Here is a 17,865-nt window from a genome sequence, read left to right as displayed (position 1 = left end):
CAACCGCCTTGTCAGGGCATGCGCCGCGGGGCAGCTTCCGGCCATGCCTCGCATCATCACGCTTGCCGGCGCGCAGACCGGCCCGATCCAGCGCGCGGACACCCGCGCCCAGACCCTCGACCGCCTCATCGCCCTGCTGGAGCAGGCGGCGAAGGCCGGCGCGCAGCTCGTGGTCTTCCCGGAACTGCCGCTCACCACCTTCTTCCCGCGCTGGTTCATCGAAAACACGCAGGAGCTGGACACCTATTTCGAGCGCGAGATGCCGAATGCGAACTGCCAGAAGCTGTTCGACCGCGCGCGCGAACTGAAGGTCGGGTTCTACCTGGGCTATGCGGAACTGACGCCGGACGGTCATCGCTTCAACAGCGCCATCACGGTCGGGCCTGACGGGCGGATCCTCGGCAAGTACCGCAAGATCCACCTGCCCGGCTCGGTGGAGCCGCGCGCTGGCTCGCGCTTCCAGCAGCTGGAGAAGCGCTATTTCGAGTATGGCGACCTCGGCTTCCCGGCTTTCCGGGGCGCGGCGGAATGGCACCGCCCGGTGATGGGGATGCTCATTTGCAACGACCGTCGCTGGCCGGAGGGCTGGCGCGTCTATGGGCTGCAGGGCGTGGAGCTCATGGTCATGGGCTACAACTCGGCGGCCTACGACCCCAATGGCGGCGAGAGCGAGAGCGCCGAGCTGCGCACGCACCATTCCACCATGGCGGTGCAGGCCAACGCCTATATGAATGCCACCTGGGCGGTGAGCGTGGCCAAGGCGGGCGATGAGGACGGATCGGGGCTCATCGGCGGCTCCTGCATCGTCAGCCCGAACGGGATCGTGGTGGCGCAGGCGAAGACGCTGGGCGACGAGGTGATCCTGGCCGAGGCGGATCTCGACGAATGCAAGCAGGGCAAGGAGAAGATGTTCAACTTCGCCCAGCACCGCCGGCCGCAATGGTATGGGCGTATCGTGGAGCAGGTGGGCGCGGAACCCCCTCCGTAAGCCCCCACCTTCCCGGGAAAGCGCGGCCGCACAGCGGCCGGCGCCCAACGGCACAAAAACCAGGATTAGGCCGAAGGCTTAATCCCTGGCGGGCCCGAACTCCGCGTCCCGGTGCACCCAGGCGCTGATCAGCATGCCGAAGCCCAGCATGGTCGTCAGCATGGCCGAACCGCCATGGCTGATCAGCGGCAGCGGCACGCCGCCGACGGGGATGCTGCCCGTCACCATCGCGACATTCACGAAGATATAGAAGAAGTAGTTGGTCCCGAGCCCGATCGCGAGCAGGCGCCCGAACTGGTGCCGGCAGCGCAGTGCCACCAGGAAGCAGAAGCCCACCACCAGCATCAGCAGGGCCAAGGTGCCCATAGCCCCTACCAGGCCGAACTCCTCGGCGATCATGGTGAAGATGAAGTCCGTCTGCTTCTCCGGCAGGAAGTTGAGGTGGCCCTGCGTCCCCTGCAGGAAGCCCTTCCCCCACATCCCGCCGGAGCCGAGGGCGATTTTCGACTGGATGATGTTGTAGCCGGCCCCCAGCGGATCGGATTCGGGGTCCAGGAAGGTCGTGATGCGGGCGCGCTGATAGTCGCGGAGGTTCTCGTAGACGATGGGCGCGGCCGCCACCGCGCCGCCGATGATGAGCGCGAATTTCCACCACCGCACGCCGGCCGCCCAGAACATGGCACCGCCCACCGCGCCGGTGATGACTGCCGTGCCGAGGTTCGGCTGCTTGAAGATGAGCCCCATGGGCACCAGCACCAGCACCGCCGGTATTACCAGGAAGAAGGGATTGCCCACCCGCTCCCAGCTCGCCCGGTGGAACCAGGCCGCCAGCGCCAGCACCAACATGATCTTCATCAGCTCGGAGGGCTGGAGCTGCAACGGGCCGAGGTCGATCCAGCGCTGGGCACCCTTCCCCACCTCGCCATGCAGGGCGACCATGACGAGGAGACCGACGCCCAGCACGTAGCCCACCGGGGCGAGCCGCGCGATGAGCCGGATGTCGATGAAGCCGATGCAGAGCATCATCACCAGGCAGAAGCCAAACCGCAGCGCGTGCTTGGTGGCGTAGAGATCCGGATTGCCACTGCCCGCGGAATAGAGCGCCACATAGCCCACCGCCGCCACGGCACAGAGCAGCAGCACGAAGAGCCAGGGGATCTGCCAGAGCTTCTGGAGAATGCCCGTCCCGCGGTCGCGGGTCAGAAGGCGTTTCTCGAAAACCGTCGAACCGGACATCAGCCGCCCCGCCCCACATCGGCCACGCGCTGCCCGGGCTGCTGCGGCGGGGTACGGAACCGGTTGAAGGTATCCACCATCACGTCCCGCGCCAGCGGCGCCGCAGCGCCCGAACCGGAAGTGCCGTGCTCCACGATCACGCTTACGGCGTAGAGCGGGTTGTCGTGTGGCGCGAAGCCGACGAAGAGCGCGTGCGGCCGCCACTCGCGCGGCAGGCTCTCCACCCGGAAGCCGCGCTCGCGCTGCTCGCGCGTCACGCGGCGCACCTGGGTCGTGCCCGTCTTGCCCGACATCTGCCCGAGCCCGCCCGGCAGCCGCGCCACCTGCGCCGTGCCCCCGCCCTCGTTCACGACGGACCACATGGCGTCGCGCACCAGCCGGATGTCGCGGTCGGCGATGCCCATGGCGGGCCAGTCTTCAGGACGTCCGCCGCGCGTCGGGCGCCCGCCCACGCTGCGGGTCAGATGCGGCTGCACCGCCCGCCCCGTCGCGAGCCGCGCCGTCATGGTGGCGAGGCTGAGAGGGGTCAGCTGGTAGAAGCCCTGGCCGATGCCGTGCACCACCGTATCGCCCAGGGCCCAGCCGCGCCCCTGGGCCTCGCGCCACTCGCGGGTCGGCACCAGGCCGCGCCGGGTCCCCGGCAGCTCGATGTCGAGATCCACGCCCAGGCCGAAGCGCCGCGCCATGGCCGCGATGCGGTTGATGCCGAGCCGCTTGGCCATCTCATAGAAATAGACGTCGCAGCTCAGCTTGATGGCGTTGCGCATGTCGAGCGCGCCATGGCCGTTGCGGTTCCAGCAATGGAAACGCGACTCGCCGAGGTCGAAATGCCCAGGGCAGCTCACGCGCTCGCCGGGGCTGGTCACGCGCGCCTCCAGCGCCGCCAGCGCCACCACCATCTTGAAGGTGGAGCCGGGCGCGTAGAGACCGTTGGTCGTCTTGTTGATCAGCGGCGTGGCTCGGTTGGCGGTCCATTGCCGCCACTGCGCGCCGGAGACGCCGGCGTTGAAGATGTTGGGGTCGAAGCTCGGCTGGCTCGCCATGGCGAGGACCTCGCCATTGCGCGCATTCATGACGACGACCGAGGTTCCCTCCTCGATCCGGTTCCGGATGGATTTCTGCAGCTCGGTATCGACGCTAATCTCGATATCCTGCCCCGGTTGCCCCTCCCGCCGGTCCAGCTCCCGGATCACGCGGCCGACCGCATTCACCTCCAGCTGCACCGATCCCGCGCGGCCGCGCATGATCTGGTCGTGGTGCCGCTCGATCCCGGCACGGCCGACGCGGATGCCCGGAAGCTGGAGCAGCGGGTCGCCATCCATGTCGCGCTCGGCCGGCGGGGCGACATAGCCCACGATATGCGCGAGGTGCTCGGCCTCGGGATAAATGCGCGTGGTGCCGACATCGATCAGGATGCCCGGCAGGTCCGGCGCATTGACCTCGATGCGCGCCATCTCGTCCCAGGCGAGGAACTCCCGCACGATCACCGGCACGAAGCGGCGGCGGCGGCGGACCTCCCTCTCGACGCGGGCGCGCTCATGCTCGGCCAGCGGCACGATCCGGCTGAAGGTCTCCAGCGTGGCGTTGACGTCGGAGGTCTGCTCGGCGACCAGCAGCGCGCGCCAGTTCAGCCGGTTGCCGGCCACCACATTCCCGTTGCGGTCCAGCACGCGGCCCCGCGGCGGCGAGAGCAGGCGGGCGGAGACGCGGTTCTCCTCGGCGAGGGTCGCGTAGCGTTCGCCCTGCTCCACCTGGAGCGAATGGAGGCGGTAGCCGAGGAAGCCGAAGAGCCCCGCCTGGCCGCCCGCCAGCACCAGGGCGCGGCGGGTGAAGACGGAACGGCGTTGCTCCTCCTCGCGCTTCACGCCCCTCATGGTGAAGTTGGCAATGCCGCCCTTCTCGCGGCGGCGGAGGATGCGAGGCCACCTCATAGCGCGGCCTCGGCCCGGCGCATGGCGGTGTGCAGCCGGGTCAGCACCCAGGCGATCGCCGGGTAGAGGCCCACGGCGATGCCGAATTCCAGGAGGCCCGGGGCGGTGGGCGGGATGTGCCAGCCCAGCACCGCCTCCAGGGCCCAGCCGAGCGCGGCGGCGCCCGCAGCCATGGCGCAGAAGATCAGCCACATGGAAAGAAAGGATTGCCGCACCATGATGTCCCGGCCGCGCAAGGCGATCCCGTGCACGATAAGCAGCGTCAGCACCCCTGAGCCGAGCGGCGCGAAGGACAGCAGATCCTCGAGAAGGCCGAGCAGGAACACCACGGGCGCGGGCATGGCAGCCGGGCGGAAGATCGTCCAGAAGAAAATGCCCGGAAGGGCCACCGCCTGGATCAACCCTGGTGCGCCCACGGGGACGGCCGCCAGGATGATCAGGAAGCCGGTGAAAAAAGCCGGGAAGGCCGCCCGCGCACCCGCGTCCAGGCGGCGCAGCAGCCCCATGGGGGGCGCGCGACGCCCCTTCGGGTCCATGATGTCAGCGCCTGCCGGGGCGCGGCTCGGGACGGGCCACCGCCTCGGGCGGAAGGATGCCGGACAGGCCGAAATCGAAGAGGCGCAGCACGTCCAGCCGGTCGAGCTGCGCGAAGAGCTCCACCTCGGCCGCGCCGCTCTCGCTCCAGCGCACCACGCCGACCGGCAGGCCCGCCGGGAAGGCGCCGGCCTCGGCGCTGGTCACCACGCGGTCGCCCTCGCGAGGGGTCACGCCCTCGGGCCAGTGCTGCAGGCGGGGCCGGGCGGCGTTGTTGCCGACCATGATCGCCCGCGCGCGCGAGCCCTCGAGCGTCACGGGGATGCGGCTGTTGATGTCGGTGGCGAGCAGGACGCGCGCGGAACGGCTGCCGACCTCGGTTACACGGCCGACGAAGCCGCGTTCGTCCAGCGCGATCTGGCCCTTGCGGATGCTGTGCTGCGGCCCGGCCGCGAGCAGCACGGCGCGGGCATAGGTGCCGCCCGCATCGGCCACGACTCGCGCGGTGCGAAAGGCCGGCGCCGGGTCGGGCACCCAGGCGAGCTGGCGGCGCAGCAGCGCGTTCTCGGCCTCGAGCGCCAGCGCCGTCGCCTGCCAGCGGCGCAGGCGCTCATTCTCCTCGATGAGGCGGGCGTTCTCGCTGCGCATGTTCCACAGCGCCTGCGCCTCGCGCACGCCGTCCTGCATGGCGGAGACGGGTTGCTGCACCGCGCCCCAGATGGGCGAGAGCGCATCGGCCAGCGCCATGCGCGCGCGCTCGATCAGCAGGGCGTCGGCCTTGCCCAGCAGCATCGCGCCGAACGCGGCAGCGATCAGCACCGGCAGCGAAAGCCGGGCGAGAGCCTGACGCAGTGGGATACTGAGACGGATCATGCTGGCTTCCGTCGACAGGGTTATTCGGGACTCAACTCAACCTTCAATACATCGAAGTCAGCACCTGGCGAAGCCGCTTCAGCTCCTCCAGCGCGCGTCCGGTGCCCATGGCCACGCAGTTCAGGGGCTCCTCTGCCACGACAACAGGCAGGCCTGTCGCGTCGCGCAGCACTTCGTCCAGACGATAGAGCAGCGCGCCGCCGCCTGTCAGGACGATTCCTTTGTCCACGATATCCGCAGCGAGCTCCGGCGGCGTATTCTCCAGAGCGACCTTCACCGCATCCACGATCTGCGTGACCGGCTCCATCAGCGAAAGCGCGATCTCGCGCTGGCTCACCACCACCTCGCGCGGGACGCCGTTCATGAGATCCCGGCCCTTCACTTCCATGAGGGGGCCTTCCTCGCCATCGAGGGCCGGCGAGGCGGCGCCGATGCCCATCTTGATGCGCTCGGCCGAGCTTTCGCCGATGAGGAGGTTATGCGTGCGGCGGATGTAGCTGATCACCGCCTCGTCCATCTTGTCGCCGCCCACGCGCACGCTGCGCGCATAGACGATGCCGCCGAGCGAGATCACCGCGACCTCGGTCGTGCCGCCGCCGATGTCGACGACCATGGAGCCCGAGGGCTCGGTGACCGGCAGGCCGGCGCCGATCGCGGCTGCCATCGGCTCCTCGATCAGCAGCACCTTGCGGGCGCCCGCGCTCTCCGCACTCTCCTGGATCGCGCGGCGCTCGACGGCGGTGGAGCCGGAGGGCACGCAGACGATGATCATGGGCGAGGTGAAGCTGCGCCGGTTGTGCACCTTGCGGATGAAATGCTTGATCATCTCCTCCGCCACCTCGAAATCGGCGATGACGCCGTCGCGGAGCGGACGGATGGCGGCGATGTTCCCGGGCGTGCGGCCCAGCATCTGCTTGGCCTCCTCGCCGACGGCGAGGACCTGCTTGCGCCCCCGGTTGTCCGAGATCGCGACCACCGAAGGCTCGTTCAGCACAATGCCCCGGCCCTTCACGTAAACGAGCGTGTTCGCGGTGCCGAGGTCAATGGCCATGTCGGCGGAAAGGAAGCCGAACAGGCGTGAGAACATGCGTAGAGCCTTCCAAGGGGCGGGTGGGACGCCCAGGGCGTAGCGCCAGAAGCCGGGCGGGGCAAGCGGTCGCGCACCGCCCCCGCCCGGCAAACGGCCTCAGCCGGCGGCGCTGACCGCCGGCGGCTCGGTCCGCTCGCGCTTCACCAGCAGCTTGTTCAATGCGTGGACATAGGCCCGGGCGGAGGCCACGATCGTATCCGTATCAGCGCCCTGCCCGTCCACCAGCTTGCCGTCTTCCTCGATGCGGACGGTGACCCGGGCCTGGGCATCGGTGCCGCCGGTCACGCTCTGCACGGCATACAGCTTTAAATTACCGCCATGCGGGAAAGCCTGGCGGATGGCGTTGAAGGTGGCGTCCACGGCGCCGTCGCCGCCGGACATGCCCTCGACCCGGTCGCCATCCACTTCCAGCACGACCGTGGACATCGGCCGCGTGCCCATGCCGGTCGCGACCGTCATGCCGGCCAGTCGGATGCGCTCATTGGCGCGGCCCACCTCGTCATCGACCAGGGCGGCGATGTCCTCGTCGTAGACGACCTTCTTGCGGTCGGCCAAATCCTTGAAGCGCTTGAAGGCGTCGTTGAGCTGGTTGTCGCCCACCTCGTAGCCCAGGGTCTTCAGGCGGTCGCGGAAGGCGGCGCGGCCGGAATGCTTGCCCAGGATGATGCTGTTGGTCGTCCAGCCCACGCTTTCGGGCGTCATGATCTCGTAGGTCGAGGCATCCTTCAGGACGCCGTCCTGGTGGATGCCCGATTCATGCGCGAAGGCGTTCCGGCCGACGATGGCCTTGTTGGGCTGCACGTCGAAGCCGGTGATGGTGGCCAGCAGCTTCGAGGTCCGCAGGATCTTCTTGGTCTCGATGCCCGTGCGCACGCCCAGCGCGTCATGGCGCGTGCGGATCGCCATCGCGACTTCCTCGAGGCTCGCATTGCCCGCGCGCTCGCCGATGCCGTTGATGGTGCACTCGATCTGCCGGACGCCGGCCTGCACGGCCGCCAGGGTATTCGCGACCGCGAGGCCCAGGTCGTTGTGATTGTGCGCCGAGAAGATGACCTTGTCCGCGTCCGGCACCTTGTTCATCAGCGTCGAGAAGATCAGCGCCATGTCCGCCGGCAGCGAGTAGCCGACCGTGTCCGGGATGTTGATCGTGGTCGCGCCCGCCTTGATGGCGGTGTCCACGCAGCGGCACAGGAAGTCGAGATCCGAGCGCGAGCCGTCCTCGGCCGACCACTCGACATCGGCGGCGTGGTTGCGGGCCAGGCTCACGCTTTCCGTGATGCGCTCCAGCACCTCCTCGCGCGTCATGCGCAGCTTCACGCGCATATGCAGGTCAGAGGTCGCGAGCACGATGTGGATGCGCGGCCGCGCGGCGGGCTTGGTCGCCTCGGCGGAGGAGAGGATGTCGGCGGCATTGGCGCGCGACAGGCTCGCGATGACCGGGCCGTCCTTGGAGAAGCGCTTGGCGATGGACTGCACGCTCTCGAAATCGCCGGGGCTCGCGATGGCGAAGCCGGCCTCGAGCACGTCGGCGCCCAGGTCGTGCAGGGCCTCGGCCATGCGGACCTTCTCGTCGAGGTTCATGGAGAAGCCGGGCGACTGCTCTCCGTCACGCAGCGTCGTGTCGAAGATGATGATCCGGCCGGAATCCAGCTTGCCGAAGGAGGGGTGATTGATGGTCATGGCGATCTCGTTGGTTCGTGTTTCCCGTGTCACTTCCCCGTTGCCGGGGTCCCCTGAGCGTCGCCGGCCGTCATCGGCCCAGGCGTCACACCCAGGGGCGGGAAAGTCGAAGCGGAAGGAGGGCGAGCGAGAGCGCCCGGGCCCGAAGCAGCCCGGCAGACTTCGCAAAAATTGCGGTCCGCATCGCCATGGCGAAAGCTTTAGCCGCGGAAATGGTCCGGATCAAGGGCGAAGCAAAGATGGACGGCGGGTCATCATCGCGGCCAAACTTCCGGAAAACACGGAGGAAACCATGCGCCGCGTTATCCTTGCGCTTTGCGCTCTGCTGCCATGCCTGCCCGCCGCCGCACAGGAATGGCAGCCCGACCGGCCTGTCCGTATCATCCTGCCCTTCCCGCCCGGAGGTGCGACCGACCTCATCGCCCGCGTCCTGGCGGAGCGCGCGAGCCGCGACCTTCCCCATCGCTGGGTGGTCGAGAACCGCTCCGGCGCCAACGGCAATATCGGGATGGCAGCGGCGGCCCAGGCCACGCCGGACGGCTATACGCTAGGCGCCTGCACCATCGGCAACTGCGCCATCAACGGCGCGATCTACGCCCGCATGCCCTACGACATCGAGCGCGACCTCCTGCCCGTCTTCTGGAGCGGGAGCGTGATGAACGCGATGGTCGTGCGTCCCGACCACCCGGCCCGGACCTTCCAGGAATTCGTGGAGTGGGCGAAGCGGCCGGGTAACCAGGTCAGCTACTCTTCCTCGGGCTTCGGCAGCTCCAACCACCTGCTGCCGGAATTCATCAACGGGCGCCTCGGCCTGCACATGGTCCATGTCCCGTTCCGCGGCGGCGCGCCCGGCATGCAGGCCGTGATCGCCGGCAACACGCAGATGATGTTCGAGAACACGCCCACCCTGATCGGCGCCATCCGCGGCGGGCAGCTCCGCGCGCTGGCCGTGAGCGGCTCGACGCGCGATCCGGCGCTGCCGGATGTGCCGACGCTGGGCGAAGCCGGCATGCCGGACGCCGTCATCGAGCCCTGGTTCGGATACATGGCCCCGCGCGGCACGCCGCCGCAGGTGGTGGCCCGCCTCAATGCGCTCTTCAACGCGGCGCTGGCCGACGAGGTGGTTCAGGGACGCCTGCGCGATCTCGGCGCCAGGCCGGAGGGCGGCCCGGCGGAGCGGTTCGCCGCGCACGTCCGCAGCGAGGTCGCGCGCTGGCGTCAGGTGGTGGAGGTCAACCGCATCGAGCGCATCACGGACTGACGCAGGCGACGTCGGAGCGGCGGGCAGGCGCAGCCTCGCCCTCCTCTACCTCCTGGCAGCGCCAGGGGCGGTAGGCATCCCCCTCGTAGCGCCAGCTCGCCTCCAGATGGCTGGCCGCGCCGGTGCGGGCGGTGACGCGGACATTCCGCACGCCCTGCCAGTTCGCGTTCTCCAGCCTCAGATCGTGGCCCGCGCTGCGGAGGATGAGCCGGTAGCGCGGGCCCTCGCGCAGGATCAGGAACTGATCGCAGTTCGGGAGCGCGCAGCCGGCGACGAGATGCCAGGCCAGCAAACCGCGCCCGAGGCGAAGCAGGCGCGGGGGGACCGAGCCGGGGCCCGGCCCCTCCTCGCCCACCATCGCGGCCAGGCGGCGGTGGCGCCAATGGAAGGCGCGCTCCGGGCTCAGGCGGGACGGGCGCGCGCCGCGTTCGGCCAGCATCGCCACGATATCCTCACGGTCCATCTGGGCGGCGATGGCGACGGGCGCGTCGCCTTCAACCGGCGCATCGGGCGACGCGCCCCGGCCGAGCAGGAGGCGCAGGGTTTCGGCCTCCCCTGGCCGGGAGGCCTCCAGTCCTCCGAGGCAGGTGACGAAGGCCGGCATCAGCGCGCCGGGGTTCTCCTCGCCCCCGAGGTCGAGGAGCGCGCTCAAGGCTCCAGGCCGCGCATCGCAGGCGAGGCTCGCGGCCAGCGCGTCAGGCCCCGCGGGCCGCAGGCCGGCGGCGAGGAAGGCGCGGAAGCTCTCGTCCTCCCCCAGCCCGGCCAGGCGATGCCAAAGCCCATCGCCGGCCGCGACACCAAGTGCGGGCTCGAAGGCCGCCGCAGGGCAGCGCCGCAGCAATGCGGCCGTGGTCTCCCGCAGGAGGCCGAGCCAGGGCTGCGCGTCGGGCGGGATGGAGAGCCAGCCGCGCACCACCTGTCCCGGAAGGGCGGCGCAGAGCGGGAGATCCCGCGTCGTTTCCACGATCCGGCGCCAGCGATCGCCGCTCGCGAGCGAGGCGGAGCGCGGCTCGCGATCCTCCAGGACATCCTGCCCCAGCTGGTCGAGAGCGGGCCGGGGCGGCGCAGCGAGATCCAACGCCAGCAGCCGGCCGAACAGAGCCTCATCCCCCTCCGGCGCGCGGCGGATGAGGTCGGGCAGCGCCTCGGGCGCGGGCACCATGCCCGCATCGAGCATCGCCATCGCGAGGGCGGGCGCAACGGCATGGGCAAAGGCCGCGCCACAGGCCGAAGACCCGGCCTCCGCACGCCCGATCAGCGGCAGCATCGCCTCCGCCGCCTCGCGCGCCGGCCCCTCGCCCGCGGCCAGGACCTGGCCGAGCAGGGCGCAGCGTGCCTCCGCCGGCAAGGCCGCGGCCACGCGCAGAAACAGGGAACGCTCCCCTTCAACGGCCGCGAGGCGCGAGGCGAGCGAGCCGCCCTGCCCCGCCGGCGCCTCCGGCCGGTGACCCGCCGCGCGCATGGCACCCACGAAGGCCCAGAGCGTGGCGCGCGCGGGCCCACGGTCGCCGCTGGCGGGGATCGCGGCCAGCGCATCGACGACGGCGAGAACGGCCGGGCTGGCCTCCGGAAGGCTGGGCTGCGCCCCGGCGCGCAGCGCAGCGCTGACCGCGGCAGCGTCATGCCGCGCAATGGCGGCGAGCAGCTCATCGGCCTGCTGCGCCCGTGCGGAACCGAAGAGAAGGAGGGCCAGTGCGACACCCCGGCAGATTGCGGCGACCATCCTTGACCCTTTACCGCGGGACAGGGTTCCCTGGCGCGCCCCGAAGGGTCAAGCGTGACAGGGCTGCTGCCAACCGGCACAAAGGTTGTGACGCCGAATCGAAGGAAGACGCCGTGATAGCCCACCCGTTCAAGTATCTTCTCGGAGCCGGCCTGCTGGCGCTGGCGGCCTGCGCCGATCAGCCCGCCCCGGTCACGGCCCCTCCAGCCCCGCCGCCGGCGGCGGCGCCCGCGCCCGCTGCCCCGGCCATCTCGCGCGGCCAGGCGCTGCCCATTTTCTTCGAACCGTGGTCGGCCAATCTGGACGAGCCCGCTCAGGGCGCCCTGTCCGCTGCCGCCGATCTCGCCAAGCAGCATCCGAACGTGCCGATCCTCGTGACGGGCTATGCGGACCCCGAAGGCCCGCGGGGCGCGAACTATGCGCTCTCGCGGCTGCGCGCCCGCCGCGTCGCCGACTTCCTGATCGAGAAGGGCGTGCCCGCCCGCCGGATCCGCACCATGTATCGCGGCCCGCAGCTGGACGCGGGCGTCGAGAGCCGCCGCGTCATGCTGACGGTGGACCAGCCGCAGCGGCATTCGCGCTGAGCCTGGCCGCTTCGTAACCTTTACCTCCTCCGGGTGTTGGGCGTCTGCTGACGACCCCACCCGGAGGAACCCATGTCCATCAAACCCCTACTCGGCGCCGTTGCCGTCGCGGCCCTGCTGGGCGCGTGCTCTAGCCCGCCGCCGCCGCGGCCCGTGACGCAGGCGCCCGCCGCCCCCATCGTCCCGCCGCCCACCGCGCCCACCGGCGACGGCCGTGTCGCCTCCATCCGCTTCGAGCCGGCCTCCAGCGTACTGACGCCGGCCGCGCGTTCCGAGCTGGGCCCCGTGCTCGACCGGCTGATGGCCAACCCGTCCGAGCCGGTCCGCATCACCAGCTATTCCGACGTCGCGGACATGCCGCTGGCCCGCGAGCGCACCCAGGCCGTGCGCCTGGCATTGACCGAACGCGGCGTCGCCCGCACCCGCATCCGGGTGATGAACGCCCGGATGATGCCGAACGCCGACCCGAACGCGGTCCAGGTGCAGGTGCGCGGCCGCGCGAGCCCGGGATCGGAGGTCCGAGCCTCCACGGCGGCCGCGCCGCGGGGCTGAACGGAAAAGGGCCGTCGGAGCGATCCGGCGGCCCTTTCCTTTTCGCCTGGCGGCGGAGCTCAGTTCTTCGCCTTGTCGACCAGAGCGCCCTTGGTGATCCAGGGCATCATGGCGCGCAGCTTGGCGCCCACTTCCTCGATCGGGTGCTCGGCCAGCCGGCGGCGGGTGGCCTTGAAGCTCGCCTGGTTCACCTTGTTCTCCAGCATCCAGTCGCGGGCGAACTTGCCGCTCTGGATGTCGTCCAGCACGCGCTTCATCTCGGCCTTGGTCTCCGAGGTGATGATGCGCGGGCCCGTGACGTACTCGCCATACTCGGCCGTGTTGGAGATCGAGTAGTTCATGTTGGCGATGCCGCCCTCATAGATGAGGTCGACGATCAGCTTCACCTCGTGCAGGCACTCGAAATACGCCATCTCGGGGGCATAGCCCGCCTCGCACAGCGTCTCGAAGCCGGCCTTGATCAGCTCGACCAAGCCGCCGCAGAGCACGGCCTGCTCGCCGAACAGGTCGGTCTCGCACTCTTCCTTGAAGGTCGTCTCGATGACGCCCGAGCGGCCGCCGCCGATGGCCGAGGCATAGGAGAGCGCGATCTCGAGCGCGTTGCCCGAGGGATTCTGGTGCACGGCCACGAGGCAAGGCACGCCGCCGCCCTTCTGGTACTCGCCGCGCACGGTGTGGCCGGGGCCCTTCGGCGCGATCATGAACACGTCGAGGTCGGCGCGCGGGTCGAGCAGGTTGAAGTGCACGTTCAGGCCGTGCGCGAAGGCGATGGCGGTGCCAGGGCGCAGGTTCGCGTCCAGCTGCTCGCGGTAGAGGTCGCCCTGCAGCTCGTCCGGCGTGAGGACCATGACGAGGTCGGCCCACTTGGCCGCGTCGGCCGGGGTCATGACCTTGAAGCCGGCCGCCTCGGCCTTCTTCCAGGAGCCGCCCGGACGGACGCCGATGACGACATCCTTCACGCCGCTGTCGCGCATGTTCATCGCATGGGCATGGCCCTGGGAGCCGAAGCCGATCACGGCGACCTTCTTCGCCTTGATCAGGTTCACATCGGCATCACGATCGTAATAGACGCGCATCTCTTGGGCGCTCCTCTTTCGCTGTCAGTCCAAAAGGTAGAAGTGGTTCAGGCGGCCATATGCGCGGTTCCCCGCGCGATGGCGACGGCGCCTGTCCGGCTCAGCTCGGCCAGGCCCAGCGGGCGCATGAGCGAGCAGAAGGCGTCGATCTTCTCGGCATTGCCGGTCATCTCGAAAACGAAGCTTTCGGTTGTGGCGTCCACCACGCGGGCCCGGAAGGCATCCGCCAGGCGCAGCGCCTCGACGCGCTTGTCCCCCGTGCCGATCACCTTGATGAGCGCCAGCTCCCGCGTCAGATGCGCGCCGCCGAGCGAAAGGTCGTTCACCCGGTGCACGGGCACCAGCCGGTCGAGCTGAGCCTTGATCTGCTCGATCACCATGTCCGTGCCCGTGGTGACGACGGTGATGCGGGAGAGGCGCTTCTCCTCGTCGACGGGAGCCACGGTCAGGCTCTCGATGTTATAGCCGCGGCCCGAGAAGAGCCCCACCACGCGGGCCAGGATGCCGGCCTCGTTCTCCACCAGCACGGCGATCGTCGCCGTGCGTGTCATCGTCAGATTGTCGGACATCGGCTTAGACCAGCACCTTGCCTTCGTCGGTGACGGACTTGGCGTTGCCTTCCTGGTCCGGCCCCATGATCATCTCGTTATGCGCCGCGCCCGAGGGGATCATCGGGAAGCAGTTCTCGTCCTGGGCCACGCAGATATCGGCGATGACCGGGCCGGGATGCGCGATCATCTCGCGGATCACGTCGTCGAGCTGGTCGGCGTTCTCGGCGCGCATGCCGCGCGCGTGGAAGGCATCGGCCAGCTTCACGAAATCGGGCAGCGCGTCGGAATAGCTCTCGGAGTAGCGGCCGCCGTGAAGCAGCTCCTGCCACTGGCGGACCATGCCCATGTACTGGTTGTTCAGGATGAAGACCTTCACCGGCAGGCGGTACTGCGCCAGCGTCCCCATCTCCTGGATGTTCATCAGGATGGAGGCTTCGCCCGCGATGTCGATGCACAGCGCGTCCGGGTGCGCGATCTGCACGCCCATCGCCGCCGGCAGCCCGTAGCCCATGGTGCCGAGGCCGCCCGATGTCATCCAGCGGTTCGGTTTCTCGAAGCCGAAATACTGGGCGGCCCACATCTGGTGCTGCCCCACCTCGGTCGAGATGAAGGTGTCGCGCCCCGTCTCGCGCGTCAGCTCGTAGAGGCGCCGCACCGCGTGCTGCGGCTTGATGATCGGCCCCTGCTGGACATAGGCGAGGCACTTCTTCGCGCGCCACTCGTCGATCTGGCGCCACCAGGCGAGCTGCGCCTCCTTGGCGACGGGCGCGGGGTCCTGCTTCCAGCACTCGATCAGCGCCGCGATCACCTGGCCGGCATCGCCCACGATCGGCACGTCCACCGCCACGTTCTTGTTGATCGAGGACGGGTCGATATCCGCATGGATCTTCTTCGAGCCGGGGCTGAAGGCGTCGAGCCGGCCCGTGATGCGGTCATCGAAGCGCGCGCCGATATTCAGCATGACGTCGCAGCCATGCATGGCGAGGTTCGCCTCGTAGGTCCCGTGCATGCCGAGCATGCCCAGGAACTGCGGGTCGCTCGCCGGGAAGGCGCCGAGGCCCATCAGCGTATTGGTGCAGGGCATGCCCGTGAGGTGCACGAACTCCGCCAGCAGGCGCGAAGCCTCGGGGCCGGCGTTGATGACGCCGCCGCCGGTGTAGATGATCGGCCGCTCGCTCTGCTTCAGCAGCCGCACCGCCTCGCGGATGCGCGCCGGATCGGGCGAGACCTGCGGGCGATAGCTGCGATGCTCGGCCTTCGGCGCCTCGGTATAGGGCGCGGGCTTGATCAGGATGTCCTTCGGCAGGTCGATCACGACCGGGCCCGGCCGGCCGCTGCGCGCCACGTAGAAGGCGTCGTGCATCACCTTCGCAAGGTCCTCGCTGCGCTTCACCAAGTAGTTGTGCTTGGTGGCAGGGCGCGTGATGCCGGTGGTGTCGGCCTCCTGGAAGGCGTCGTTGCCGATGAGGTGCGTGGGCACCTGGCCGGTGAGGCAGACGATGGGGATGCTGTCCATCAGCGCGTCCACCAGGCCGGTCACCGCATTGGTCGCACCGGGTCCCGAGGTCACGAGCACCACGCCCACCTTGCCGGTGGAGCGCGCATAGCCCTCGGCCGCATGCACCGCGGCCTGCTCGTGCCGGACGAGGATGTGGCGGATCGCGTTCTGCTGGAACAGCGCATCGTAGATCGGAAGGACGGCGCCCCCCGGATAGCCGAAGATAACGTCGACGCCCTGATCCTTCAGCGCGCGGAGGACGACTTCAGCGCCGGAGCGCTGATCGGTCGTGGCGGCGGAGGATGCGGTAGCGGACATGTCTCTTCGCGTCTTTCATGTGATTGGCGAGGGCCATGGCTTACGGGCGGTGCTGCGGCGCGTCAACCGCCTCATGCAGAAATGAGAATAATTCTGGCGCGTTTCTTTCCGAAACTTGCGTCAGCCCCGCGATTCGCGCATTGATCCTATGCAGATGCGCCGTGGGCACCAACTCCTGGTGCCGGAACCAGGTGGCCTGGCGCTTGGTGTAGGCACCGGTGTTCGCGATGGCGCGGCGGCTCGCCTCCTCTTCCGTGATCTCGCCGCGAAGCATGGCAGCCACCTCCGGCACGCCATGGGCGCGCATGGCCGGCAGCGTGGGATCGAGGCCCTGGCGCAGCAGTTCCGCGACCTCCGCCACCGCGCCGCCCGCCATCATCGCCTCCCAGCGCGTGGCGATGGCGGACTTCAGCTCCGCGCGCGGCGGGTCGAGCAGGATGGCGCGGAAGTCGTAGGGCGCAGGCGGCAGGACCGGTGCCTCGCGCTGCCAGGAGGCCAGGCTGCGACCGGTGCCGAGAAGCACCTCATAGGCGCGGGCGATGCGCTGGCTGTCGGAGGGGCGGATGGCGGAATCGTCGGGGTGGAGCGCCGCATGCAGCTTCGCCGGCCCCTCGGCGGCGAGGCGCGCGCGCGCCTCTTCCCGCGCGGCCTCCGGAATCTCGGGAAGCGCCGAGATGCCCTTGGTCAGCGCGCGGAGATACATGCCGGTGCCGCCGCAAAGGATGGGCAGGCGGGACGTCGTCATCGCCTCCAGCGCGGCCTCCCGCCACCAGCCCACATGGCCCGCCACTGCCGCCGGCAACACGCCGTAGAGCGCGTGCGGGGCGCGTGCCTCGTCCTCCGGCGTGGGGCGGGCGGTGATGACGCGGAGCTCGCGATAGCACTGCATGGCATCGGCATTGATGATCGTGCCGCCGAAGCGCTCGGCCAGTGCCAGGGCCAGCGCGGACTTGCCGGAGGTGGTCGGCCCGGCCACGATCAGGGCGGGTTGTGTCACCGCCCGCGCCCCGGCATTTTCCGCCCGCCATGCCGCAGACCCTGACCCTCATCGCCGCTCCCGGAACCCTCTCGGCCGCCGAGCTTTCCGCCGCGCGGGGCGCGCTCTCCGCGCTGGGCGCCGCCTGCGGCACGCCGGACTGGCTCGCCGAGGGCGAGGCCGTGGACCTGCCCTTCATGGACCTCGCGCCCGAGCAGGCGATCGCGGCCGCCCGAGCCGCGCTGGGCGGGACCGTCATCGACCTCATCGCCCAGCCCTCCGAAGGCCGGCGCAAGAAGCTGCTGCTGGCCGACATGGACAGCACCATCGTCACCACCGAGACGCTGGACGAGATGGCCGGCTTCGCCGGCCTCAAGGACCGCATCGCCGCCGTCACCGCCCGCGCGATGAATGGCGAGCTGGATTTCCGCCAGGCGCTGCTGGAGCGCGTGGGCCTGCTGAAGGGCCTGGGGGAAAGCGCGCTGCACGACACCTGGGCCGAGACGGTGCTGACCGAGGGCGCCGCGACGCTGATCGCGACCATGCGCGCGAATGGCGCCCACACCGCGCTGGTCTCGGGCGGCTTCACCTTCTTCACGGCCAAGGTGGCGGAACGCTGCGGCTTTCATGAGCACCACGCCAATACCCTGCTGCTGGAAGACGGCAAGCTCACCGGCGGCGTCGCGGAGCCCATCCTGGACAAGGACGCCAAGCTCGCGACCCTTAAACGCCTCGCGGCGCAGCTCGGCCTGCCGCTGGCGGAGACGGCGACGGTCGGCGATGGCGCCAACGATCTGCCGATGATCCAGGCCGCCGGCCTCGGCATCGCCTTCCACGCCAAGCCGAGCGTGGCGGCCGTGGCCCGCCACCGCATCGACCATGGCGACCTCCGCGCGTTGCTCTTCGCCCAGGGCTACCATGCCACGGAGTTCGTGGGGGTGTAGTGCCGGCGGGGGACTTGGTCCCCCGCACCCCCTACCAAACCCAAAGCAAC

16 protein-coding genes are annotated in these 17,865 nt (G+C 69.8%); 5 read left to right on the top strand and 11 right to left on the bottom strand.

Going from position 1 to position 17,865, the window contains the following annotated elements:
* Window positions 1-43 precede the first annotated feature (43 nt).
* On the top strand, window positions 44-988 hold the full coding sequence (locus WJM96_RS07320) for an N-carbamoyl-D-amino-acid hydrolase (RefSeq protein WP_424811776.1): 945 nt from the start codon (window positions 44-46) through the stop codon (window positions 986-988).
* A 78-nt stretch (window positions 989-1,066) separates the two neighbouring features.
* Here WJM96_RS07320 and rodA read toward each other — a convergent pair whose 3' ends face one another.
* From rodA to WJM96_RS07290, 6 genes are all read right to left on the bottom strand, one after another.
* The gene (gene rodA / locus WJM96_RS07315) at window positions 1,067-2,224 is read right to left on the bottom strand and encodes a rod shape-determining protein RodA (protein ID WP_424811775.1); all 1,158 of its coding nucleotides are present in this window, start codon (window positions 2,222-2,224) and stop codon (window positions 1,067-1,069) included.
* A complete protein-coding gene (gene mrdA / locus WJM96_RS07310; RefSeq protein WP_424811837.1) occupies window positions 2,224-4,098 on the bottom strand; it encodes a penicillin-binding protein 2 in 1,875 nt (624 codons plus the stop codon). Before mrdA ends, rodA begins: the two co-directional genes overlap by 1 nt.
* A 53-nt stretch (window positions 4,099-4,151) precedes the next feature.
* The gene (locus WJM96_RS07305) at window positions 4,152-4,691 is read right to left on the bottom strand and encodes a rod shape-determining protein MreD (RefSeq protein ID WP_424811774.1); all 540 of its coding nucleotides are present in this window, start codon (window positions 4,689-4,691) and stop codon (window positions 4,152-4,154) included.
* Window positions 4,692-4,695: 4 nt separating this feature from the next.
* Window positions 4,696-5,562 carry a rod shape-determining protein MreC gene (mreC, locus tag WJM96_RS07300; protein WP_424811773.1) on the bottom strand — a complete coding sequence of 289 codons (867 nt, stop codon included), beginning with the start codon at window positions 5,560-5,562 and terminating at the stop codon, window positions 4,696-4,698.
* 43 nt (window positions 5,563-5,605) lie between these two features.
* Window positions 5,606-6,649: a rod shape-determining protein gene (locus WJM96_RS07295; protein ID WP_424811772.1), complete on the bottom strand. Its 1,044-nt coding sequence runs from the start codon at window positions 6,647-6,649 to the stop codon at window positions 5,606-5,608.
* A gap of 99 nt (window positions 6,650-6,748) precedes the next feature.
* Window positions 6,749-8,332, bottom strand: a complete 1,584-nt coding sequence (locus WJM96_RS07290) for a 2-isopropylmalate synthase (protein ID WP_424811771.1) — start codon at window positions 8,330-8,332, stop codon at window positions 6,749-6,751.
* 292 nt (window positions 8,333-8,624) lie between these two features.
* On the opposite strand from WJM96_RS07290, the gene WJM96_RS07285 reads away from it, so the two are divergent.
* Window positions 8,625-9,593 (top strand): Bug family tripartite tricarboxylate transporter substrate binding protein, encoded by a 969-nt coding sequence (locus WJM96_RS07285; RefSeq protein ID WP_424811770.1) that lies wholly within the window; start codon window positions 8,625-8,627, stop codon window positions 9,591-9,593.
* Here WJM96_RS07285 and WJM96_RS07280 read toward each other — a convergent pair.
* Window positions 9,583-11,316: a hypothetical protein gene (locus WJM96_RS07280; protein ID WP_424811769.1), complete on the bottom strand. Its 1,734-nt coding sequence runs from the start codon at window positions 11,314-11,316 to the stop codon at window positions 9,583-9,585. The two genes, WJM96_RS07285 and WJM96_RS07280, sit on opposite strands and share 11 nt — an antisense overlap.
* Before the next feature lie 113 nt (window positions 11,317-11,429).
* Here WJM96_RS07280 and WJM96_RS07275 point away from each other — a divergent pair, with 113 nt between their 5' ends.
* Complete coding sequence (locus WJM96_RS07275) at window positions 11,430-11,900, top strand: OmpA family protein (protein ID WP_424811768.1); 471 nt, start codon at window positions 11,430-11,432, stop codon at window positions 11,898-11,900.
* Between the two features lie 72 nt (window positions 11,901-11,972).
* Window positions 11,973-12,452: an OmpA family protein gene (locus WJM96_RS07270; RefSeq protein ID WP_424811767.1), complete on the top strand. Its 480-nt coding sequence runs from the start codon at window positions 11,973-11,975 to the stop codon at window positions 12,450-12,452.
* A 59-nt stretch (window positions 12,453-12,511) separates the two neighbouring features.
* Here the strand turns inward: WJM96_RS07270 and ilvC are convergent, their stop codons facing one another.
* From ilvC to miaA, 4 genes are read right to left on the bottom strand one after another with little or no spacing between them, the layout of a single operon-like run.
* Window positions 12,512-13,528, bottom strand: coding sequence for a ketol-acid reductoisomerase (gene ilvC / locus WJM96_RS07265; RefSeq protein WP_424811766.1), 1,017 nt, complete (start codon window positions 13,526-13,528; stop codon window positions 12,512-12,514).
* 47 nt (window positions 13,529-13,575) lie between these two features.
* Window positions 13,576-14,097: an acetolactate synthase small subunit gene (gene ilvN, locus WJM96_RS07260; RefSeq protein ID WP_424811765.1), complete on the bottom strand. Its 522-nt coding sequence runs from the start codon at window positions 14,095-14,097 to the stop codon at window positions 13,576-13,578.
* Window positions 14,098-14,101: 4 nt separating this feature from the next.
* On the bottom strand, window positions 14,102-15,895 hold the full coding sequence (locus WJM96_RS07255; protein WP_424811764.1) for an acetolactate synthase 3 large subunit: 1,794 nt from the start codon (window positions 15,893-15,895) through the stop codon (window positions 14,102-14,104).
* A 40-nt stretch (window positions 15,896-15,935) separates the two neighbouring features.
* On the bottom strand, window positions 15,936-16,892 hold the full coding sequence (gene miaA / locus WJM96_RS07250; protein ID WP_424811763.1) for a tRNA (adenosine(37)-N6)-dimethylallyltransferase MiaA: 957 nt from the start codon (window positions 16,890-16,892) through the stop codon (window positions 15,936-15,938).
* 29 nt (window positions 16,893-16,921) lie between these two features.
* On the opposite strand from miaA, the gene serB reads away from it, so the two are divergent.
* The gene (gene serB / locus WJM96_RS07245) at window positions 16,922-17,815 is read left to right on the top strand and encodes a phosphoserine phosphatase SerB (RefSeq protein ID WP_424811762.1); all 894 of its coding nucleotides are present in this window, start codon (window positions 16,922-16,924) and stop codon (window positions 17,813-17,815) included.
* Window positions 17,816-17,865: the final 50 nt, after the last annotated feature.

Origin of the sequence: Roseococcus sp. YIM B11640, assembly GCF_049727625.1 — a bacterium.
Lineage (GTDB): Bacteria > Pseudomonadota > Alphaproteobacteria > Acetobacterales > Acetobacteraceae > Roseococcus.
This window is presented reverse-complemented; position numbering and strand designations above follow the sequence as displayed.

What these genes read in the sequence shown, in the direction of transcription:
- mrdA (WP_424811837.1), bottom strand. Translation starts at nt 4,098, where the DNA reads ATGAGGGGCGTGAAGCGCGAGGAGGAGCAACGCCGTTCCGTCTTCACC.
- serB (WP_424811762.1), top strand. Translation starts at nt 16,922, where the DNA reads ATGCCGCAGACCCTGACCCTCATCGCCGCTCCCGGAACCCTCTCGGCC.
- WJM96_RS07270 (WP_424811767.1), top strand. Translation starts at nt 11,973, where the DNA reads ATGTCCATCAAACCCCTACTCGGCGCCGTTGCCGTCGCGGCCCTGCTG.
- WJM96_RS07285 (WP_424811770.1), top strand. Translation starts at nt 8,625, where the DNA reads ATGCGCCGCGTTATCCTTGCGCTTTGCGCTCTGCTGCCATGCCTGCCC.
- ilvC (WP_424811766.1), bottom strand. Translation starts at nt 13,528, where the DNA reads ATGCGCGTCTATTACGATCGTGATGCCGATGTGAACCTGATCAAGGCG.
- WJM96_RS07305 (WP_424811774.1), bottom strand. Translation starts at nt 4,691, where the DNA reads ATGGACCCGAAGGGGCGTCGCGCGCCCCCCATGGGGCTGCTGCGCCGC.
- rodA (WP_424811775.1), bottom strand. Translation starts at nt 2,224, where the DNA reads ATGTCCGGTTCGACGGTTTTCGAGAAACGCCTTCTGACCCGCGACCGC.
- WJM96_RS07295 (WP_424811772.1), bottom strand. Translation starts at nt 6,649, where the DNA reads ATGTTCTCACGCCTGTTCGGCTTCCTTTCCGCCGACATGGCCATTGAC.
- WJM96_RS07320 (WP_424811776.1), top strand. Translation starts at nt 44, where the DNA reads ATGCCTCGCATCATCACGCTTGCCGGCGCGCAGACCGGCCCGATCCAG.
- WJM96_RS07255 (WP_424811764.1), bottom strand. Translation starts at nt 15,895, where the DNA reads ATGTCCGCTACCGCATCCTCCGCCGCCACGACCGATCAGCGCTCCGGC.
- mreC (WP_424811773.1), bottom strand. Translation starts at nt 5,562, where the DNA reads ATGATCCGTCTCAGTATCCCACTGCGTCAGGCTCTCGCCCGGCTTTCG.
- WJM96_RS07290 (WP_424811771.1), bottom strand. Translation starts at nt 8,332, where the DNA reads ATGACCATCAATCACCCCTCCTTCGGCAAGCTGGATTCCGGCCGGATC.
- ilvN (WP_424811765.1), bottom strand. Translation starts at nt 14,097, where the DNA reads ATGTCCGACAATCTGACGATGACACGCACGGCGACGATCGCCGTGCTG.
- WJM96_RS07280 (WP_424811769.1), bottom strand. Translation starts at nt 11,316, where the DNA reads ATGGTCGCCGCAATCTGCCGGGGTGTCGCACTGGCCCTCCTTCTCTTC.